Raw genomic sequence first — 18,616 nt, 5'->3', positions numbered from 1 at the left:
ATCATCACTCCTTTTTATGCCGCTAACATTCCAAGCACATCATTTAGCCCGCGAAGCATATCATCAATTACTCCATTTAAATAGTTTCCAATCGGTGAAATCATAAAGAGCAAAATCAGGATTCCCATTGCAATTCGAAGCTGCATGCTAATAACAAAAACATTAATCTGTGGAACAATACGCATCAGAATACCAACCCCAATTTCCATCAAAAATTCAAATACAATAATCGGAAGTGCAAGCTTTACTGCCAAAACAATACATTGGATAAAGATCATTAGAATTGCTTGAGCTGCCTCTTCCCCAATGCTAATACTTCCATAAGGCACAACTCTTGATGAATCACTTATGATTTTGATTAACATTAAATGGCCATCCACTGCAAAAAAAAGTAAATAATAATAGATTTGCAAAATATTACCTGTTAAAGCAATTTGTGTACCATTTTGACTGTCATAAACAGTGGACATAGACAATCCCATTTGAAAGTCTATGATTGCTCCTCCATAAGTAACAACCATTTCAAAAAGCTGCATCACGAATCCAAGAACAAATCCAACAGCAAACTCTTTCAAAAGTAATATTCCATAGACAATTCCACCGCTTACCTCTGGTACCTCCCCTGTAACCGTTGGATAAAGACAGTAGGCTAAAACAAAGGCAAATGCTCCCTTAAAATAGGCTGGGATATCCTTCCTCCCTAAAACCGGATTTAAAAATATAAATCCCGACATACGCATCAAGACTAGACTAAACAGCATGTTACCTCCTAACCAGCTATCATACCAAATACATAGAGAGTAAATTCCTGCAGGCTCTTTAGCATGCTATTTCCCATTACAATTAACATGACTCCTATTACAATCAACTTCGGAACGAAGGTCAAAGTCTGCTCATTAATCTGCGTTGCAGCCTGAACAATCGAAATCACAACACCGACCACCATACTTATTATGATAATCGGACCGCCAATCTTAACTGCCATAAGAAACAGTCGATATAACAAGTCCATAATTTCTCCTGTTGTCAGCATTCTTCTCACCTCCACGTCAATAATTAAAACTCTTCACAATTGTTGAAAACAGGAGTTCCCAACCATTCAATGTTACAAATAACAATATTTTAAAGGGAAGAGCAATTGTTGCTGGCGGAAGCATAATCATCCCCATTGACATCAATGTACTAGATACAATAATGTCAATCAGCAAAAAGGGTAAAAACAACAGCAGGCCTGCCATAAATCCTCTTTTTAACTCACTGGTCATAAAAGAAGGTATCACCACTGTTAATTCCATATCTTTCGCTTCCACTTTTTTTGTATCTACTCCGGCAATGTCTGCAAACATCTTAAGACTACTCTTCTCTGTTTGTTTCAGCATAAACTCTTTCAAAGGTTCTTCCGCTCTATGAAGGGCTTCTTCTTGTGTAATTAAGCCACTTTTATATGGCTGATACGCATTTTCGTCCACCACTTTAATCACCGGACTCATAATAAAGAGTGTTAAAAAAAGTGCGATTCCCACCAGAACCATATTCGGTGGTGTCTGCTGTACTCCTAAAGCATTTCTTGTAAATGATAAGATGATGATAATACGAACAAATGAAGTCGTCATAATGACAATTGAAGGCAGCATTGTAACAATTGTTAATGTTACAAGTATTTCTAAAGAAGGTATTTGGTTTCCATTGATATTAATAAGTGAACTACTTTCCATAAATCTACTTCTTTCTCTTTGTTAGCTTTTCCATCAGTTGCTTAAAATCCGGTAATTCAGGATTACTATCTTCTCCCTCATTAACCCTCTCGACTTCCTCTAATTTTTCTAATACCTTGATTTCTTGTCCTGTAGCTCCTAAAAGTAAATACTCACTATTGATCTGAACAATCATCAAGGATCGGTCTTGGCCAATTGACATTTGGTCCAAGATTTTCATATACTTAGCATTTCCTCTTACTTTTCCGATTTTCCCCAAATGCCGGGTAAGAAAATATACCATATATAAAAAAACACAGATGATCAAAAGTGTTCCGATAGCTGTAATCATCTCCTTAAACATCTTTTTCTCCTTTACTCTGCCGCGACAAGCTCTTTTGTCAGAATCTCTGTAATTCGTACACCAAAATTATCTTCTACAACCACCACATCGCCTCTTGCAACACACTGTCCATTCACATATAAGTCAACCGGCTCACCCGTTAGCTTATCCAGCACCACTAATGACCCTTTATTTAAATCTAAGATGTCTTTTACCAGCTTTCTGGTACGCCCTATTTCTACTGACACCTCCATTGGCACGCCCATAATCAGTCCCATATTCTCTTCCTGCTCTTCGGGTGTAATCATCTCGTTTCCAGCATTTAGATTGGGTCTTGGTGCCATCTCCGCCTGTATCATTTTGGGGTCACGCTGATTCATTTGTGCCTGCATCATTTTCATCATCTCTTGAATGGATTCCATCACTGCCCCTTGTTCCCCAGCAGCACTCTCTTTTACTTCTGGTGCTTGAGACTCTGGAGCTTGGGGTTCTGGTGCTTGAGACTCTGGCTCAATTGGAGCCGGCTCTTTTGGTGCCATATCTTTTAGGAACCCTGCCACTAATTCTTTGGCCATTTCAAGGGGAATAATATTGACAAACTCACTCTTCAATTCATTTTCTACATGCAAGTCAAAGTTTACTACTACCAAGTCCTCTTGATTTTTCAAGTACTTCTCTTTATATACTGCTTCTTCATCCTCTGCAAAAGGCTCCGGTGTAGAGATATTAACCGGACGCTCCAACAGTTCAGACAGAGCTGTCGCAGATGCTCCCATCATTTGGTTCATAACTTCACAGATAGCGCTGATCGTCATTTCATCCAACACAAAATCTTTCGGTGAAATCTCTGTCCCCATTAACAAGGATACAATCATTCGCACATCATCCTGTTTCAGAAACATCACATTGCTGCCTTCTAACCCCTCAACGTATGCAATCCCAACACCGATTGCTGGATTTAGATGAGCAAATGCCAATTCCGTTTTTTTCACCAAATTCACAGAAGGAATTGTAATTTCGATACGCCGATCAAGCATTTTGGAAATCGCCGTTGCAGAAGCACCTAAGCTGATATTCAAAATTTCACCGATGACATCTCTTTCCATGGTGCTTAATATATTATTGTCCATCTTCCATTCCTACTTTCTATTTTCCAATTTCTAGTGCCTTTTGTGCCATTGCTTTCACAGTATTAAACGCAGTAACGTTCGCTTCATACGCTCTTGTAGCAGCCATCGCATCTGCTGTTTCCTGTACAAGATCTACATTTGGCATCATCACATACCCTTCTTCATTGGCATCTGGATGGGTCGGATTATACACAGACTTTAAATCTGTCTCGTCTTCCAAAATCTGAGTGGCCCGAACACCGCCAGTATTTCCTGCTGATTCCGCTCTTTCCATAGCAGTTCGAAAATCATCTTTTGCTTCCAGTTTAATCAGTTTGCGACGATAAGGTGTTCCCACCTCTGTTCGTGTGGTTTCAATATTGGCTATGTTTTCTGAAACTACATCCAGCCGCAAGCGTTGTGCCGTCATACCAGATGCGCTAATATTAAGTGAACTTAAAAATGACATTTTACTCCCCCTCTATTTTCCCACAATTTTCTCCACAGTATCCAAAATTCTATCGGGCTTAAAAGGCTTTACAATAAAGTCCTTTGCCCCAGATTTAATGGCATCTATTACCATCGATTCCTGTCCCATTGCCGAACACATTACGATATTTGCAGCCCCATCTATTCCCTTGATTGCTTTTAAGGCCTCTAACCCGTCCATGTTAGGCATAGTGATATCCATTAAAACAAGTGCCGGTCGTTCATCTTGATACATCTGTACTGCTTCTGCTCCGTCACCGGCCTCACAAATCTCTGTGTATCCTCCCTTTGTTAGTGTGTCTTTCACCATCATGCGCATAAATGCCGCATCATCTACTACCATAATCTTAGCCATTTGCCTTTACCTCTTTCTTCGTTATCTTATTTGTCACTTTTGCTGCAGCGTATTTCTTATATGCCCCTAATGCACATTCAAACCAGGGCTGCTCTTCTACGTATAAGGTAATCTCTTCGTCTTTGTTTTTACGTAAATCAATTACATCCCCAATGCATAGATTCCGTATATCCCCAAGAGTTAGCTGTGCTTTTCCCAATTCTGCTTTCACTGTTAGAGAGCTATCCTTGATTTGTTCCAGAATCTGCTCTCTTCCTCCTGGAAGACCATCTTCATACGTTCCTGTATTTCGCTGCTTATCTATATATGTAAATATACGTTCCAGCAAATTCCCCGGTATACACACCGTAATTCTGCCTTCTACCTTATTCATCCTCACATTAATCAGTATAATTGCTACCGGAGCCTCCCCACTGACCTCTTGAAACATACCAGGATTTGATTCAAACTTTAAATCCTTACAGGTTACTTTTAAGTAACTGCTCCATGCATCTTCTGTCACACCGAGAAGATAGCCCATCATCTTCTTGTAGAGAACCAATTCAATTTCTGTATACGAGTAATCAGCACTGACATACTCGTCGCTTTCACTTCCCCCTAAAAGGCGATCCATCATCCCCAACATCAGTCCTGAGCTAATATGAGCTACCATTGGAGGTGCCTTTGCCTTATCCGAAAGATGCAGGGGCTGCAATACAATAATGTCATTTTCACTGAGTGCATTACTAAATTCATGGTAACGCTGTTCCTCCACTGAAATAACCTCCATCTCACAATTGGCGCGTAAGATGCTATTGATTCTTGAAGATGCAATCCGGGTGTAATTATCATAAATATTATTAATCATCTTTAGACGTTCTTTGGTGAACTTCTTCGGACTGTAAAAATCATATTTCTTGTACTCCGGTTTTTCGTTTTCAGTTTTTTTCTCCGGTTGATTTGTATCCGGATTCTCCATCTCACTTAACAGTGCGTCAATCTGACTTTGGGTTAATACTTCAGCCATTAATTTTTACTCCTGATATACTTGTTCATAGTATTCGTTCAAACTCTTTTCCACAGAACCCGTCTTCGTAATCAACATCTCGACTCGTCTGTTTAGAGTTCGTTCTTCTTCTGTTCCAAACCCCGAAATCGGCCGGTGCTGTCCATAACCTATGCTGACCAACTTCTCAGGTCCAATAATATTTTTATCCTGAATATAAGAGACGACCATTGCAGACCGATTTGCAGAAAGCAATCGATCGTTTACCGTTTCGTTTGGCAGGCTGGGATCTACCTGAGTAGTATGTCCTAATACCTGAATTTCCTTAATTGCAGCGGCTGCCGGAGAAATTGCTGACGCAAAAGCTTCCAACACATTGCGTCCCTCATCTCTTAAGATGTAACTGTCTCCATCAAAAAAAACACTGTCTTTAAAGGTAATAAATTGATATCCATCTCCCTTTGCCACCTGAATGGCACTGCTGTCTCCCATGTTCTCCTTGATTTCCAACAGGTTGTCATACAATTCATCAAACTGTGAGTCTATTTCTGTTCCATTGACACCAGGCACATTCTCTGTCCCATCAACGGTTCCTTCCTTTGTCACAATTTGCGAAGCCTCTGCCGCTTCCGGGTTCATACTTTTTACTAAATTTTCCCACTTTACCTGATCCACACTGGAAATAGAATAAAGCAGTACAAAAAAGCACAGTAGCAAAGTCACCATATCCCCATAGGTATCCATCCAGCTTCCACTTTCTTCTTGCTTTTTTTCACGTTTTTTCATGAAGGACTACCTGCTTTCATTTCTTTTGCATTCCCTTTTCCTTTACCCTTACTTCCTTTTCCTTCCAGAAGCACTCTCTGCCGCTTCTGCTGTAGTAGTGATACCATTTTTTCTTTTATGTTTTTAGGATTCACACCGGCTTGAATATCGATTACTCCTTCAATAATAATTTGCTTGTAGAGCACTTCTTCTTCATTGCGAATACGTAGCTTTTTTGCAATTGGTGAAAAAATCAAGTTTGCTAACATACATCCATAAAAGGTTGTAATCATTGCTACTGCCATATTTTGTCCCAGGGAGCTTGATGACCCTTGTGACAAATCCATGCTCATAAGCATATTAATCAATCCTATCAAGGTTCCAATCATACCAAATGCCGGAGCATATGATGCTGCTTTATCATAAATAGCGATTTCTTCTTCATGCCTGGCAACCATTGCATCCAGCTCCATTTCCAGCATCTCCCTTGCCTTATCTGGCTCAGTGGCATCTACCACCAACATAATACCTTGCTTAAAAAATGGATCTTTTAGCTTATTGGCTTTCTCTTCCAAAGCCAATAAGCCATTTTTCCTGGCAATCTGAGCAAACTCAACCAAATCGTTAATTACCGGTTCCACCTTGTATGCCTTGTTTGAAATCAACTTCTTCATATGAGCACCTACATTTTTCAGCATACTGAAAGGGAAACTTGCAATTACAGCGCATATTGTTCCACCAACAACAATTACCACACTGGGTATATCGACAAAATTATCAAGTTTACCACTTCCTACAATTCCGTTAATGATAAAAGCCATTCCGCCTAAAACCCCAATTATAGTTGTTAAATCCATTTCTACGCCTCCTCTCCATACTGACTTTTTTCATGTGATGCCTGATGAAAACGAATCACTCGTTTCATGATTTCATCCTTATCTTCTACAACAATGTGATATTTTCCATTCATCATAATAATCTTCGATTCCGGTATTAATTCTATAAACTCGATTTGAAGGGAATTTATGAGAATTACTTCACCGTTTATTTTTGTCAACTCAATCACAATATCTCCTTTTAACGTTTCATGTTTACAAGCTGCTCTAACATCTCATCTGTTACGGTGATAATTTTTGTGTTGGCTTGATATCCTCTCTGGGTTGTAATCATATTTGCCATGTCTGTTGATAAATCCACATTGGACATTTCCAGATAATTGCTTAGGATGTCTCCTGTTGCTGCAGTCGTAGGAATACCTGCTACTGAACCAGCATTTTCTCCGATTTCATAGAGATAACCACTGCTTTGGCTAAGTCCATTTGGGTTGGATACAGAAGCAACTGCAATCTGACCAATTGTAATAGTTTCATCTTCTGTGGTTACGCAGCTTACTGTTCCATCTTTTTTGATGGTATATGTTGCAATCTCACTGGGATCTCCCGGCACTTTAATCGGTTCCAGCTTCGAGGTATCATATCCTTCACCGTCTGGAGCAAACCCATATACATAGTTCCCGTCTCCATCTACCAGATAGCCATTGTTATCAACGGAGAAAATTCCCACCTTCGAAAGAGAAAGACCACTGTCACTGATATCATCAGCTGAAATATCCCCTTCTTTCATTGGTCCTACAATAAAGAATCCTGTTCCATTAATCATGCAGTCAAGACTTCTTCCGGTATAGCCCCAGCTTCCTGTTGCAAAGTTTGTTGAAATGGATCCCATATTTACTCCATAACCTACCTGAGAAGCATTGACCCCACCGCTTCCTCCATTTGCTGTATTACCTCCTGTTGAATTGACAAGGTTTTGATACATAGCATCCTGGAAGTTTGCAGATCTTGATTTATATCCCCAAGTATTTACATTTGCAATGTTATTACTGATAACATCCATTTTTGATTGATGCGTTCGAAGTCCGGCAATTGCCGCGTACATTGATTTAACCATAATTTTTTTCTCCCTCTTTTTTTAAATTGTTTCTTCTGGTATCTCTGGTTCCCCTGGTTCTCCAGGCTCTCCTGGGTTTTCCCCTTCTGGATCTTTTTCCGGATCCAGGAACTCTTCTGGTACTTCTCCAATTGTCATTATTTGCGCTAATGTATATGCTTCACCATTGACAAATATAATTGGACTATCTCCCATAATCAGGCCTTCGATTTTTCCTTTTGTATGCTCTCCGGTAAACTGCCCCGTGGTCTCATCTACTTCTGCCATGACTACATCTTTTCCTACAAGAGAATTCGCGTAGGTAATAGTATTGATTTGCGACATTTGAGAAATCGCAGAAATCATCTGTGTCTGTACCATTTGTGCCATCATCTGGCTGGTATCCATTGGATTATCAGCATCTTGATACTGCATCTGAGCTGCAAGCAATTTATAAAAGTCATTAATGCTTAACCCGCCACCAGTGCCGGTACCTGCTACAGATAATGCACCGCCACCGCCTCCTCCGCTCAAAGTTGTTGCTTGAGCAGCATAGTTGGTGAATCCACTAACGCCTGTAATATCTGGCATCTTTCTTCCTCCTTTGTCTAAATTAACCCCAAACGTAATTGATGAAGAAAATCTTCTTCTCCTACCTGGTCTCTTGTCTTTGATTGGTTCTGCCTTTTGCTCTGCTGTTGGTTTTGGTCTTCCTTTGAATGCTCACCTTGTTGCTCCAGATAGTCTGATTTTGGTGATTCATTTACGATTTGGCATGGTGTTCCAAGTTTGGTTTCAATTAACCCTGCCAACTCTTTTGAATTATTTGTCAATACTTGTAGTGTTTCTGGTTCCTTACAGACTAGGGATATAATTGCTTGCCCCTTTTCTTCTTGTGTAACCTGAATCGTAATTTCACCTAGATGAACAGGATTCAACTTGATTTCAAAGTTATTTTTCCCTTGCTGGATGCCTTTCACAACCACCTCTGGCAGATCCTCTACAGCTACTGGTTCCGGTAAGGAAATACCTTTTATCTGTTTCGGTTTTTGTATTTCACCGGTGTGATTTCCTTGTACCAAATTTGTGTTCTGCTCCAGCAGCTCATGGGTGCTTTCTGACTTTTCTTCCTTCACAGGTATCTCTGGTTCTAATTGAGATTTTTCTGGGAAAGGCTTTTCTGATACCGACGTATCCGGTACCCATTGTTCTTGCTTTGGTTTTTGAGATACTGGCTGCTCAGATATGCTTTGATTCGAAGTGGTTTCAGCTGCTATTTGTATATCCCCTTGTACAGCATCAGGTATGGATATATCTGATGGTAATTTCTCTGATACAGGTATCTCTCCTGTAGTGATTTCTTGCACCGATGTACTTTTATTATCTGTCATTCCCCAAGTGTTTGACTGATCCTCAATCCTCTGTAAAACCATTAATGGATTATCTGCCAGCACAAGATGTGGTATCTCTTCTTCCTGCTTTTTCAGCAGCTCTCCAAAATTGATTATCAGTTCACTATTTTCTGTCTTTTTAAAGGCTGTGTTGGCTGACTTTGGCATCATTTCCGCAAATAAAGTAACGATTTGATTCATCCTTCTCTCCTCCTTTCCCCCAAATTTATTTATTGTTTTGGTGAATTACGCCCCTTTGGCTTGATGCATCGTGCTCGCAACAAATTCTTCTAATTCCCGCTCTTCATTCTTTCTTAACTCTTTTGTATACTCTTCCTTACGTTTATCTTTCAGTATGTCAATAGATGAAGTTTCCTGTTTCGCAGTAATAACCTCTTTCCGCTTTTGTGCTTCTTTTTGTCGCAATAAATGCAGTAGTTGTTCTTCCATAATTATGCTCTGCCTCAGTGTATTAAAATAATCTTCATACACCCGAAGGCTTTTTACTGTTGCTCCCACTTGCTTGATTTCTTCAAATTCATGGGCAAGCTTGTCATACTCTTTTTCTAAGTCCTCAATTACTTTTTCCTGCTGATTGATCTCCTGTACAATATAGGCGTGCTCATTCCGCAAGTTTCTCTCTATTTGCCTCTTGTAACGTAATACCTTATCCAATGCAAAGGTGAATTTTTTCATCTTTTACTCCTCATCCAACAATTTTCTTCATCATCTCCACAGTTTCTTTACTGGAAAAACGTTCTTCTATTTGCTGTTTCACAAGACTTGTAACAGCATTAATCTTCTCAATTGCATCATCTAACTTCGGATTCGATCCAGCTTTATATGCACCAATGGAGATTAAATCTTCATTTTGTTCATAAAGACTAATGATATCCCGAAGTTTGGCTGCTGCTTCTTTATGCTCAGGTCCAATAATAGAACTCATAAGACGAGATATACTGGAACTAATGTCAATCGCCGGAAAGTGTCCTCTGTTTGCAAGTTTTCTTGTAAGAACGATGTGACCATCTAAAATACCGCGAACCGTATCTGCTACTGGTTCATTTGTATCATCTCCCTCTACTAAGACTGTATATACTCCAGTTATGGAGCCCTTTTCAAAGTTTCCACTTCGCTCTAATAGCTTTGGGAACTCTGCATATATAGATGGTGTATATCCTCTGGCAATAGGCGGCTCTCCCGTTGCCAGGCCAATTTCCCTGTGTGCCATGGCAAATCTGGTAAGAGAGTCCATCATCAGAAGAACATTTTTCCCTTGATCCCTAAAGTATTCTGCAATAGTGGTTGCGACCATAGGACACTTCATTCTCATCATGGCCGGCTGATCTGAGGTTGCAATAACCAATATGGAACGTTTCATTCCCTCAGGTCCCAGATCCTTTTCAATAAACTCTCGCACTTCCCGGCCTCGTTCTCCTACCAATGCAATTACATTGATGTCTGTTTCTACATTTCTTGCGATCATGCCAAGCAGAGTACTTTTTCCCACACCACTTCCTGCAAAAATTCCAATTCTTTGTCCCTTTCCAATGGTATTTAACCCATCAATTGCTTTGACTCCAAATCCTAATTCTTCTTGAATCGGAGGTCTGCTTAATGGATTGGTCATGGTATTTTCCACATAATAATATTGTTCGGATACAAAAGCTCCTTTTCCATCGATTGGATTGCCTAAAGCATCGATTACCCGTCCTCTCAAAAACTCTCCCACTGGTATTTTCAACCGTTTTTTCGTATTGGTTACATAGCAGCCCGAACCGATTCCCTGCATACTTTCATAAACCATCAGCTGTAAACGATCATCTCGAACCCCAACTACTTCTGCAGGTATTTCTTTCTTTTGTTCATCATTTTGAATCATTACAATATCACCAATATTGGCGCTTCCACCAGACGCTTCAATCGTCATTCCGATGATATTTTCTACTCTGCCAATATAATTCATTGTCCTGGAATTTTTAATCATTTCCGGAATATGTTGTAACATAACAGCTCTCCTCTTATACCCTGGCATTCTCGACTATATCTTTAATATTCCCCATTTGTGTCTGTACTCCGGCATCTACAATCTCCTCCGGAGTCTCGATAAAGCAAGACCCCAACTCTTCCTCATCGATAATAATGACTTTGACATTGTCTGACAGTGTTGCCAGCTCTTTTAAGAACTTCTCATCTCCCTCAATGCTTAGTTCCTGCCCTCCGCCTCCAACATAAATTTTAGCCCAGGCTGTTTTTTTCATTCTGGCAATTGCTGTCAATATCAATCTTCTAATTACATCATCACTTGCTTGCAGGCTCGTTTGAATAATCTTTTCGCCGATGGCAATGGCAATGTTTTTCAAGTCTTCCATATGCTGCTCCTGGAATTGCTCCTTTTTATGCTCTAGGTCTTTTAAAGTGCTTTCAATTTCTTTTAGCATCTGAAATTTTGCTGCCTCTGCCTCTGCTGCAACTTGTTTTGCAGCATTTTGAAAGCCTTCGTTATATCCCTCTTCAAAACCCTCTTTATATCCTCGCTCTCTTGCTTCCTCATAAATGCTTTCGGCCTGGCTCTCAATCTCATCAATTTCATCCATACCTGGCAGTAATTCAGCACTTCCTTCATAAATTTCTTCCCGGTTCTCTTTCTCTTCAGACTCTGTAGAAAAACTGGGAAAAAGGATATTTAAATCAATTTCTTCAACTTTTTTATGCGATGATATCATCTTTACCACCTTTACCAAGGATTAGCTCGCCTTCTTCATCCAGTTTACGAATAATTGCAACAATACGCTGTTGTGCTTCTTCGACATCTTTTAAACGTACATTGACGGTTACTTCCAAATCGGATTGAATGGTCTCTGCCATTCTTGCTGACATATTTGAAAAGAATAGTTCCAGCATCTGACCACTGGCATTCTTCAAAGCATAAACCACATCCTTCATATCACATTCTCTTATGAATCTCTGAACAGAACGGTCATCCATACCAAGGACATCTTCGAAGACAAACATTTTCTTGCGGATGTTGTCTGCCAATTCTGGATCATTCGATGCCATGGCATCAAAAATAGCTTTTTCACTGCTTCTATCCATATGATTCATGACGCCTGCAATATAATCCACACCGCCTATTCTTGTGAAGTCTGTTGTTAAGACGCTGTCAAATTTCTTTGCCAGCTCACTTTCTACCAGTTTAATCACTTCCGGTGATGCACTCTCCATACGGGCAATACTCTCTACCACTTTCAACCGTTTTTCATCATCCAGGTTGCTGATTAATTCTGCCGCTTGATTGGATTCCACATAAGACAGTACCAAGGCAATGGTTTGAGGCCTCTCGTGTTGTAAGAATGATATGAGGTTTTTTGTGTCTCCCTTGCCGATAAAGTCAAAGGAACGGCCTTTCATATGCTTTCCAACTTTTTTCAGCAGCTCTTGAGCAACCGATTCCCCATAGGCTTTCTCTAAGACTGCACGGGCATATTCCATTCCTCCGTCGGTAACAACTTTCTGGGTCAAACAAGTTTTGTAAAAATCATCCAAAATCGTTTCTGTTTGTTCCGCTTCCACATGACCCAGTCTGGCAACTTCCAGTGTCAGCTTCTCTACCTCATCTTCGCTTAAATACTTGTATACTTTAGAGGCTTTTTCTGCCCCCAATGCCGCAATCACAGCTGCTGCCTTTTGACCTATTTTCAAATTGTCCTTTTTACTCTGATGCGTTGCCTCCATCTTGTGTTCCTCCGTTTAACCAATTCTTAATCATCTGGGCAGATATTTCCGGATTCTCGTCCACGAATCCTCTCACATTCTCACGCAATTCTCTGCTCTTTTCATTTTTCATATTCAGAAGATCTGGGTTCACTGCCGTCTCCGGCATAACAAATTTTTCAAATTCCTCATCTATCGGATGCTTCTTTTTCCTGATTTTCCTAATAATGATTAAGATTATTATCAGTAAGAGCAGACCACCACCTGCAATCCCGAAGATTGGCCATTTGGCTTTTAACTGCTCTACCAGCTTCACAGTATTAACCGTCTCCTTCTTCTCTTCCTGATAGAAGGGGGCACTGACAATGGTGATTTTGCTTTGCCGCTCCTCCGTTGTGATTCCTGTTGCATTCCCAACCAAATCTCTCAGCTGATTCATGTTTAAATCATTTAAGCTCTCGCTATTTATTGCAATAGAAACTGTCATATCCTTTAATACACCGGGATCAATCTCTCCTTGTTCTTTGATTTGATTGACTAGATAATCTCTGGTTGCACTTTCACTTAAGGATGTACCGGTTCCTTCTGTGGTTGTGTTCGCATTGTATTCGCTTTGATCAGCATTCGCTTCGGTGCCTGTTACGCCTTGAGCAGTCCCGCCTGCACTACTGGTATCTTTTGTCGTGCTCTCACTGGCAACAATCCCTGTCTTATCATCCTGGTTGATTTTTTCTGGTGTTTCATAGGTTGTAGATTCACGAATCACCTTTTCCATATCCACCTTTCCTCTTGCCGAGACTCGTATGTTCTCACTTCCGTAAAAGGGACCTAAGACATTTAAGACTTTCTGTGTTAATTGGGACTCTATCAAACGAGCGATTTCCTCTGCCGCATTTCCTGATGTGCCTCCACTGCCACTGTTTGTCGTAACTTCAATACCGTTTCCATCAAAAACCGCCACATTTTCCATCTGCATTCCAGGTACACTCTTTGCTACCAGACGTTGCATGGCAGATGCTTGTTTGTCGGAAGGTGCTCCACTGTCTTTCATCGTTACCACTACAGAAGCCGATGAGTTTTCTTCCTCATCTTCTTCGCTTAGGACATATTTCTTTTCTTCTGATAATGCAATTGTTACCTTTGCATCCTTTACTCCATCAAACAAGCGAATGGTTGCTCCGATACGATTCTGTAATTCATACAGTTTATAAGTCTGCTTCTCGGAATCCGTTGTCATTCCCCCAGCATTTTCTGTGAAAATATCATAAGAAAACCCATTCTTTGGATAGCCCTCTGCTGCTAAATCTGCTCTTGCTTGATCTGCTTTTCCTTTATCCACACGAATCGTTCCATTATTATCGTAACGATAACCCACACCAATTTCCCCGAGTTTTCCGATAATTTCATTCGCTTCATCCTGGGTAATGTCTGTGTACAAAACGGTATAACTTGTACGGTTTAAGAGGGTTGCCGCAATAATTGCCGCTGCTAGAATGCCAAGAACCCCTATCACAAAAGTGATTTTTGTCTTACGATTATATTTTTTTAGAAGCTGGTCAATTTTATCTTTATATTGCTTCACTTTATCCATGTCTCAACCTACAAACTCGTACGCATTAATTCGTTATAGGACTCCAATGCTTTATTTCTCAACTGTACCAGCATATCTACTGCCAACTGTGCTTCTGATGCAGCTACTTGCACGGTATGAGCATCATCAATTTGTCCTGTGGCCAGAAGGTACTGTTGATTTGCAAGATTATTTTCAGAGTCTTTCACCGTGCTAACGGCATCCTCAAATATCCCTTTAAAAAAAGTTCCTTCACTACTATTCGTCTTACTTAATCTGTGTAATTCATTTAGGCTGTTTGCCGGTTTGATTGGTGATATAAAATTATTTTCCATTCTTTATCTCTCCTATTGCCCTTTTATTGCGGTTCCAAGTCGTGTGAAATCTTTATTGACACTCTCAATCCCATACTGATACTGCAAAGCAGTTCTCGTAAGCTCAATCATCTGGACCTCTGTATTTACATTATTTCCATCAAGCCTTGCGGATTCACTGCTGTTTTCTTTAATCCTGGTATTTGCCTCCAACAATTTGCTTTTAAAATTCTCTTCAAATGTAACGTATTTTGACTTGTACCCTGGTGTCTCTGCATTTGCAATGTTGTTGCTGGTGACTTTTTGTTTTGTCCAAAGATAATCCAGGGATTTTCCCATCATCCCAATGGATTTTCCAAATATATTATTTATGCTCATCGCTTTTTCTCCTTTCCTTCAAATATTTTTTTTCAAACTCATCTACCGGCAATGGTCTGTCAAATAAGTATCCCTGACCATACTCGCAGCCTAGCTGTTTGAGGATTTCTTTCTGGGATATATTTTCTATTCCTTCCGCAATTGTATGAGAAAGTTCTAGCCCCATACACATTTGAAGGACATATCCTGCAATCGTTCTGGACTTGCTTTTGCTTTCAATAGTGTCTACCAGACTTTTATCCAGCTTAATCTCGTTGAAATTAGTGATTGAAAGAATTGCAAGATCTGAATACCTTGATCCAAAATCATCCAGAGAAATTTTGAACCCTTCTTTTTGGAGGGTTTCCAAGAGGGTCTTTAGCTCACGGCGTTCTAGTAATCCGATGCTTTCTGTTACTTCAATCGTAATCTGCTCTGGCAACACCTCATACCGGTTACAAATACTTAGAATCTTCTTTACTATTCCTGCTACCATCATTGTGACTCTTGAGAAATTTACAGAAATATTGTTTATCTCTTTCCCTCGTTCCCGCCACTTTTTAATCAGAGCACAAACCATTTCCAGCATATGTAAATCCAAATAGTTGATAATTCCCTCTGTTTCGTACTTTCCAATAAAGGACACCGGCGGGACTACTTTCCCTTCCTCATCAAGATAGCGGACCAATGCCTCTACTCCACCGATTTCATCGGTTTTCAAATTGATTTGAGGCTGTAAATATACAAGGAATCTATTATCTGCAATGTCTTTCTGCAGCTTTTCAATCAGCTTTGACTTAAACTGCTCATTGCCCTCTGCTTCACCCTTGTAACTGTTTCTTTTGTTTAAATGCATTCGGTCCGTAGCACCAAAAATCTGCTCTTCCAGATCCATCTCTCCTGTAAACCATGCACTCCCCAAAGAAACGGGAAATTGTTCATCCTCTTTGGCTTGTTCCAGCAGCTCTTTTTCTATTTCCCGGAATTTTTTTCCGTCGTTTTTTCTGTCAGGACTACAAACTCGTCTTCCCCGGCACGATACACTTCATCGCCAAAGTGGTCTTTTAAAACCGATGCCGTATACTTTAGCATTGCGTCACCCCAGCGATGACCATAGGATTGATTCACATTTCGCAAATTGTCAATATCGATTACCATAATTCCTATGTTCCTGCTATTGTTTTTTCTTAGATATGCTACTTTCTCTATATAGCTCTGTCGATTCTTTGTCTTGGTCAGTGCATCATAAACCTTGTAACTTACATCTCTCGCAATTGTCAGATGATATTTTTCTCCTTTTAAAGTAATGTCCATCCTTTGAACATCAAGATTTGAGTCTGCTGATTTTGTTGAACTTTTGAATATTTCACGATATGAAGGGTTTATTTTCCCATCAGAGGAAAGACGATTGAACATTTGCTTACCTTCTTTATTTAGGTAGCATATTTCATAATCGTCCCTAGTAGAAACACAAACGATGTCCCCCAACACCGTTTCGTCAGTCGATATTCTTTTTGACATATTTTACGCTCCTCACCTATGCTTTCGCACAGTTCAATGTTCATCACCAAATTACTTAATGTTTTTTTATATTACTTTATGTTATTATCTCCAGTCAATAACAGGGAAATAATTTCTACTTTCGTCACAAAAAATGGAAATGTTTTTTTTTTACCTCCTAAATTTTTATGCAATATTACATACATCATCGCCTTATTTAATTTTATAAAGTGTCGATATTCAAATTAACCAAAGAAATTTTGTAAAGAAGAGGAGTATAGAAAATGTTGAAACTATTACGAAGAAATAAACTGACCATCAAATCAAGATTGATAAGCGCATTTTTACTGGTTGCCGTCTTAACAAACCTGTCAAATACCGTGAGTATTCTGTTTAATCAATGGATGGGCGAACGCTACAGCACCGCAATGGAGAATTATGGATTTGCTCTGGGAGACATTGGCGAAGCCAAAACCCTTTTGGCGGATTCAAAATCAGATCTTTATGGCGCACTTGCTTCCAATGATCCCGGAGTGATTGCCCAAGTCAAGGATTTGACTGCTACCAGTATTGATACTCTTGATACACTTAATGAAACCATTGAGAAGTATATTGTGGTAAAAGAGGCACGGACTGCTTTTGATGAATATCTAAATGTTTATGCTGATTACCGCAGCACGCTTCTGGACTATTCATCCAATATTTCATCCATTACTTCACCGGCTGAAATGGAGATTTTAGAAGACAAGGCTCACGATACATTGGAGCCTCTTTATGACAGCGCCTTCAATTCTTTAGATATAATAGGTGATGAAAAAGTGGCTACTGGAAGAGAAACCATCAAAGAGTTGAGTGCCGGCTCCAGCGTTACAACACTGATCTGTACACTCCTTTTTGCCTTGTCTATTATCGTCATTATTATTGTTACAATTCGCCTGAACAAACACTTGGCAAAACCTATTCAGGCTGGTGCAAAACGTTTAATAGCTCTTTCTAAAGGAGACCTTTCTACACCAGTTCCTGAAATGAAGGGCTGTGCGGAGATAGAAGAGATGAAAGAAGCTTCTGAAACCATTGTTGCTTCGTTAACCGGTATTATCCGTGATGAACAACAATTACTGGAAGGAATGAGCAAGGGGGATTTCACCGTTTCCTCCAGTCATGAGGAACTATATATTGGTGACTTCGCCCCTCTTCTTCACTCGATTAATAGCATTTGTGAACGTCTCAATAATACTTTGGCACAAATTGCTGAGTCCTCTGTCCAGGTTGATGTGGGTGCTGACCAGATGGCCAGTGGTACCCAGGCTTTATCCCAAGGAGCTACCGAGCAGGCAAGTTCCGTGGAACAGCTGGCTGCAACCATTAACGAAATATCTGCAACCGTTAAGCGAAATGCGGAAAATGCGGAAAAGGCAAATGAATTGTCAGAAAAAGCTGGTACTGAAATTTTTGAAGGTAACAAAAAGATGGATGAAATGACCAAAGCTATGACGGCAATTAAAGAAGCCTCTGGAGAAATAAATAAGATTATCAAAACCATTGAAGATATTGCTTTTCAGACCAATATTCTGGCTTTGAATGCTGCTGTTGAAGCTGCCCGGGCAGGTTCTGCAGGTAAAGGGTTTGCTGTTGTTGCCGATGAGGTTCGTAATCTTGCCGGAAAAAGTCAGGATGCCGCTCAAAATACAACTGCCTTAATTGAAAATGCTATTGTTGCAGTTGAAAATGGTACCGAGATTGCAGATGCAACGGCGCAGGCTATGACACAGGTTTCCGAACACGCAAAAGGCGTTGTTGATATCATCAATAATATTTCTACCGTATCAAAAGAACAAGCCGACTCCATTTCACAGGTTACCATCGGCATTGAACAAATATCCAGTGTGATACAGACGAATTCTGCCACAGCAGAAGAAGGAGCTGCTGCCAGCGAGGAGCTTTCCGGCCAGGCTCGTGTGTTAAAAGATTTAATCGGGAGCTTTAAAATTCGAAACACAGGTAATATTAACCGGGAACGTTTTAAAAGCCTTTCTTCTCCAGTAACAGACAAGCATTCCTTTGAGGCACTCACCGGTACGGATGATAAGTATTAGGGAAG

The 18,616-nt window shown here is 40.1% G+C and carries 24 protein-coding genes; 1 reads left to right on the top strand and 23 read right to left on the bottom strand.

Going from position 1 to position 18,616, the window contains the following annotated elements:
- Positions 1-14: 14 nt before the first annotated feature.
- The 23 genes from fliR to NHH15_RS08770 all read right to left on the bottom strand — a co-directional run bounded on the left by fliR (position 15) and on the right by NHH15_RS08770 (position 16,536).
- The gene (gene fliR, locus NHH15_RS08880) at positions 15-761 is read right to left on the bottom strand and encodes a flagellar biosynthetic protein FliR (RefSeq protein WP_262066306.1); all 747 of its coding nucleotides are present in this window, start codon (positions 759-761) and stop codon (positions 15-17) included.
- An 8-nt stretch (positions 762-769) separates the two neighbouring features.
- Positions 770-1,033: a flagellar biosynthetic protein FliQ gene (locus NHH15_RS08875; RefSeq protein ID WP_316044071.1), complete on the bottom strand. Its 264-nt coding sequence runs from the start codon at positions 1,031-1,033 to the stop codon at positions 770-772.
- Positions 1,034-1,049: 16 nt separating this feature from the next.
- Entirely contained in the window at positions 1,050-1,715 is a 666-nt protein-coding gene (gene fliP / locus NHH15_RS08870) for a flagellar type III secretion system pore protein FliP (RefSeq protein ID WP_262066305.1), read from the bottom strand.
- Between the two features lie 4 nt (positions 1,716-1,719).
- Positions 1,720-2,058, bottom strand: a complete 339-nt coding sequence (fliO, locus tag NHH15_RS08865; RefSeq protein ID WP_262066304.1) for a flagellar biosynthetic protein FliO — start codon at positions 2,056-2,058, stop codon at positions 1,720-1,722.
- Between the two features lie 11 nt (positions 2,059-2,069).
- On the bottom strand, positions 2,070-3,167 hold the full coding sequence (fliY, locus tag NHH15_RS08860) for a flagellar motor switch phosphatase FliY (protein ID WP_262066303.1): 1,098 nt from the start codon (positions 3,165-3,167) through the stop codon (positions 2,070-2,072).
- A 16-nt stretch (positions 3,168-3,183) separates the two neighbouring features.
- Positions 3,184-3,615, bottom strand: coding sequence for a flagellar basal body rod protein FlgC (gene flgC, locus NHH15_RS08855; RefSeq protein ID WP_262066302.1), 432 nt, complete (start codon positions 3,613-3,615; stop codon positions 3,184-3,186).
- Between the two features lie 12 nt (positions 3,616-3,627).
- On the bottom strand, positions 3,628-3,990 hold the full coding sequence (locus NHH15_RS08850) for a response regulator (RefSeq protein WP_262066301.1): 363 nt from the start codon (positions 3,988-3,990) through the stop codon (positions 3,628-3,630).
- Positions 3,983-4,996: a flagellar motor switch protein FliM gene (locus NHH15_RS08845; protein WP_262066300.1), complete on the bottom strand. Its 1,014-nt coding sequence runs from the start codon at positions 4,994-4,996 to the stop codon at positions 3,983-3,985. The genes NHH15_RS08850 and NHH15_RS08845 overlap by 8 nt, the downstream gene beginning before the upstream one ends.
- A gap of 6 nt (positions 4,997-5,002) precedes the next feature.
- Positions 5,003-5,761, bottom strand: coding sequence for an OmpA/MotB family protein (locus tag NHH15_RS08840; RefSeq protein WP_262066299.1), 759 nt, complete (start codon positions 5,759-5,761; stop codon positions 5,003-5,005).
- A complete protein-coding gene (locus tag NHH15_RS08835) occupies positions 5,758-6,597 on the bottom strand; it encodes a motility protein A (RefSeq protein WP_262066298.1) in 840 nt (279 codons plus the stop codon). Before NHH15_RS08835 ends, NHH15_RS08840 begins: the two co-directional genes overlap by 4 nt.
- 2 nt (positions 6,598-6,599) lie before the next feature.
- Positions 6,600-6,806, bottom strand: a complete 207-nt coding sequence (locus tag NHH15_RS08830) for a flagellar FlbD family protein (protein WP_262066297.1) — start codon at positions 6,804-6,806, stop codon at positions 6,600-6,602.
- Positions 6,807-6,817: 11 nt separating this feature from the next.
- Positions 6,818-7,690: a flagellar hook-basal body protein gene (locus NHH15_RS08825; protein ID WP_262066296.1), complete on the bottom strand. Its 873-nt coding sequence runs from the start codon at positions 7,688-7,690 to the stop codon at positions 6,818-6,820.
- A gap of 21 nt (positions 7,691-7,711) precedes the next feature.
- Positions 7,712-8,260, bottom strand: a complete 549-nt coding sequence (locus NHH15_RS08820) for a flagellar hook capping FlgD N-terminal domain-containing protein (protein WP_262066295.1) — start codon at positions 8,258-8,260, stop codon at positions 7,712-7,714.
- A 17-nt stretch (positions 8,261-8,277) separates the two neighbouring features.
- A complete protein-coding gene (locus NHH15_RS08815; protein ID WP_262066294.1) occupies positions 8,278-9,261 on the bottom strand; it encodes a flagellar hook-length control protein FliK in 984 nt (327 codons plus the stop codon).
- Positions 9,262-9,306: 45 nt separating this feature from the next.
- Positions 9,307-9,756 (bottom strand): flagellar export protein FliJ, encoded by a 450-nt coding sequence (gene fliJ, locus NHH15_RS08810; protein ID WP_262066293.1) that lies wholly within the window; start codon positions 9,754-9,756, stop codon positions 9,307-9,309.
- Positions 9,757-9,766: 10 nt separating this feature from the next.
- Complete coding sequence (fliI, locus tag NHH15_RS08805) at positions 9,767-11,068, bottom strand: flagellar protein export ATPase FliI (RefSeq protein WP_262066292.1); 1,302 nt, start codon at positions 11,066-11,068, stop codon at positions 9,767-9,769.
- Positions 11,069-11,081: 13 nt separating this feature from the next.
- Positions 11,082-11,786, bottom strand: coding sequence for a FliH/SctL family protein (locus NHH15_RS08800; protein WP_262066291.1), 705 nt, complete (start codon positions 11,784-11,786; stop codon positions 11,082-11,084).
- Positions 11,770-12,795: a flagellar motor switch protein FliG gene (fliG, locus tag NHH15_RS08795; RefSeq protein ID WP_262066290.1), complete on the bottom strand. Its 1,026-nt coding sequence runs from the start codon at positions 12,793-12,795 to the stop codon at positions 11,770-11,772. Before fliG ends, NHH15_RS08800 begins: the two co-directional genes overlap by 17 nt.
- Positions 12,773-14,365 carry a flagellar basal-body MS-ring/collar protein FliF gene (fliF, locus tag NHH15_RS08790; RefSeq protein ID WP_262066289.1) on the bottom strand — a complete coding sequence of 531 codons (1,593 nt, stop codon included), beginning with the start codon at positions 14,363-14,365 and terminating at the stop codon, positions 12,773-12,775. Before fliF ends, fliG begins: the two co-directional genes overlap by 23 nt.
- 8 nt (positions 14,366-14,373) lie before the next feature.
- Positions 14,374-14,679, bottom strand: a complete 306-nt coding sequence (locus NHH15_RS08785; RefSeq protein WP_262066288.1) for a flagellar hook-basal body complex protein FliE — start codon at positions 14,677-14,679, stop codon at positions 14,374-14,376.
- 12 nt (positions 14,680-14,691) lie between these two features.
- The gene (locus NHH15_RS08780) at positions 14,692-15,036 is read right to left on the bottom strand and encodes a flagellar basal body rod protein FlgB (protein WP_262066287.1); all 345 of its coding nucleotides are present in this window, start codon (positions 15,034-15,036) and stop codon (positions 14,692-14,694) included.
- On the bottom strand, positions 15,023-15,910 hold the full coding sequence (locus NHH15_RS08775; RefSeq protein WP_262066286.1) for an EAL domain-containing protein: 888 nt from the start codon (positions 15,908-15,910) through the stop codon (positions 15,023-15,025). Before NHH15_RS08775 ends, NHH15_RS08780 begins: the two co-directional genes overlap by 14 nt.
- Positions 15,911-15,987: 77 nt before the next feature.
- Positions 15,988-16,536, bottom strand: a complete 549-nt coding sequence (locus NHH15_RS08770) for a GGDEF domain-containing protein (RefSeq protein ID WP_262066285.1) — start codon at positions 16,534-16,536, stop codon at positions 15,988-15,990.
- A gap of 263 nt (positions 16,537-16,799) precedes the next feature.
- Here NHH15_RS08770 and NHH15_RS08765 point away from each other — a divergent pair, with 263 nt between their 5' ends.
- Positions 16,800-18,611, top strand: coding sequence for a HAMP domain-containing methyl-accepting chemotaxis protein (locus NHH15_RS08765; protein ID WP_262066284.1), 1,812 nt, complete (start codon positions 16,800-16,802; stop codon positions 18,609-18,611).
- The last annotated feature ends 5 nt before the right edge of the window (positions 18,612-18,616 follow it).

The organism is Aequitasia blattaphilus, assembly GCF_024721305.1.
GTDB classification, from domain to species: Bacteria; Bacillota; Clostridia; order Lachnospirales; family Lachnospiraceae; genus Aequitasia; species Aequitasia blattaphila.
Note: the sequence above shows the minus strand (reverse complement) of the source record. Positions and strands in the feature narration are given on the sequence as shown.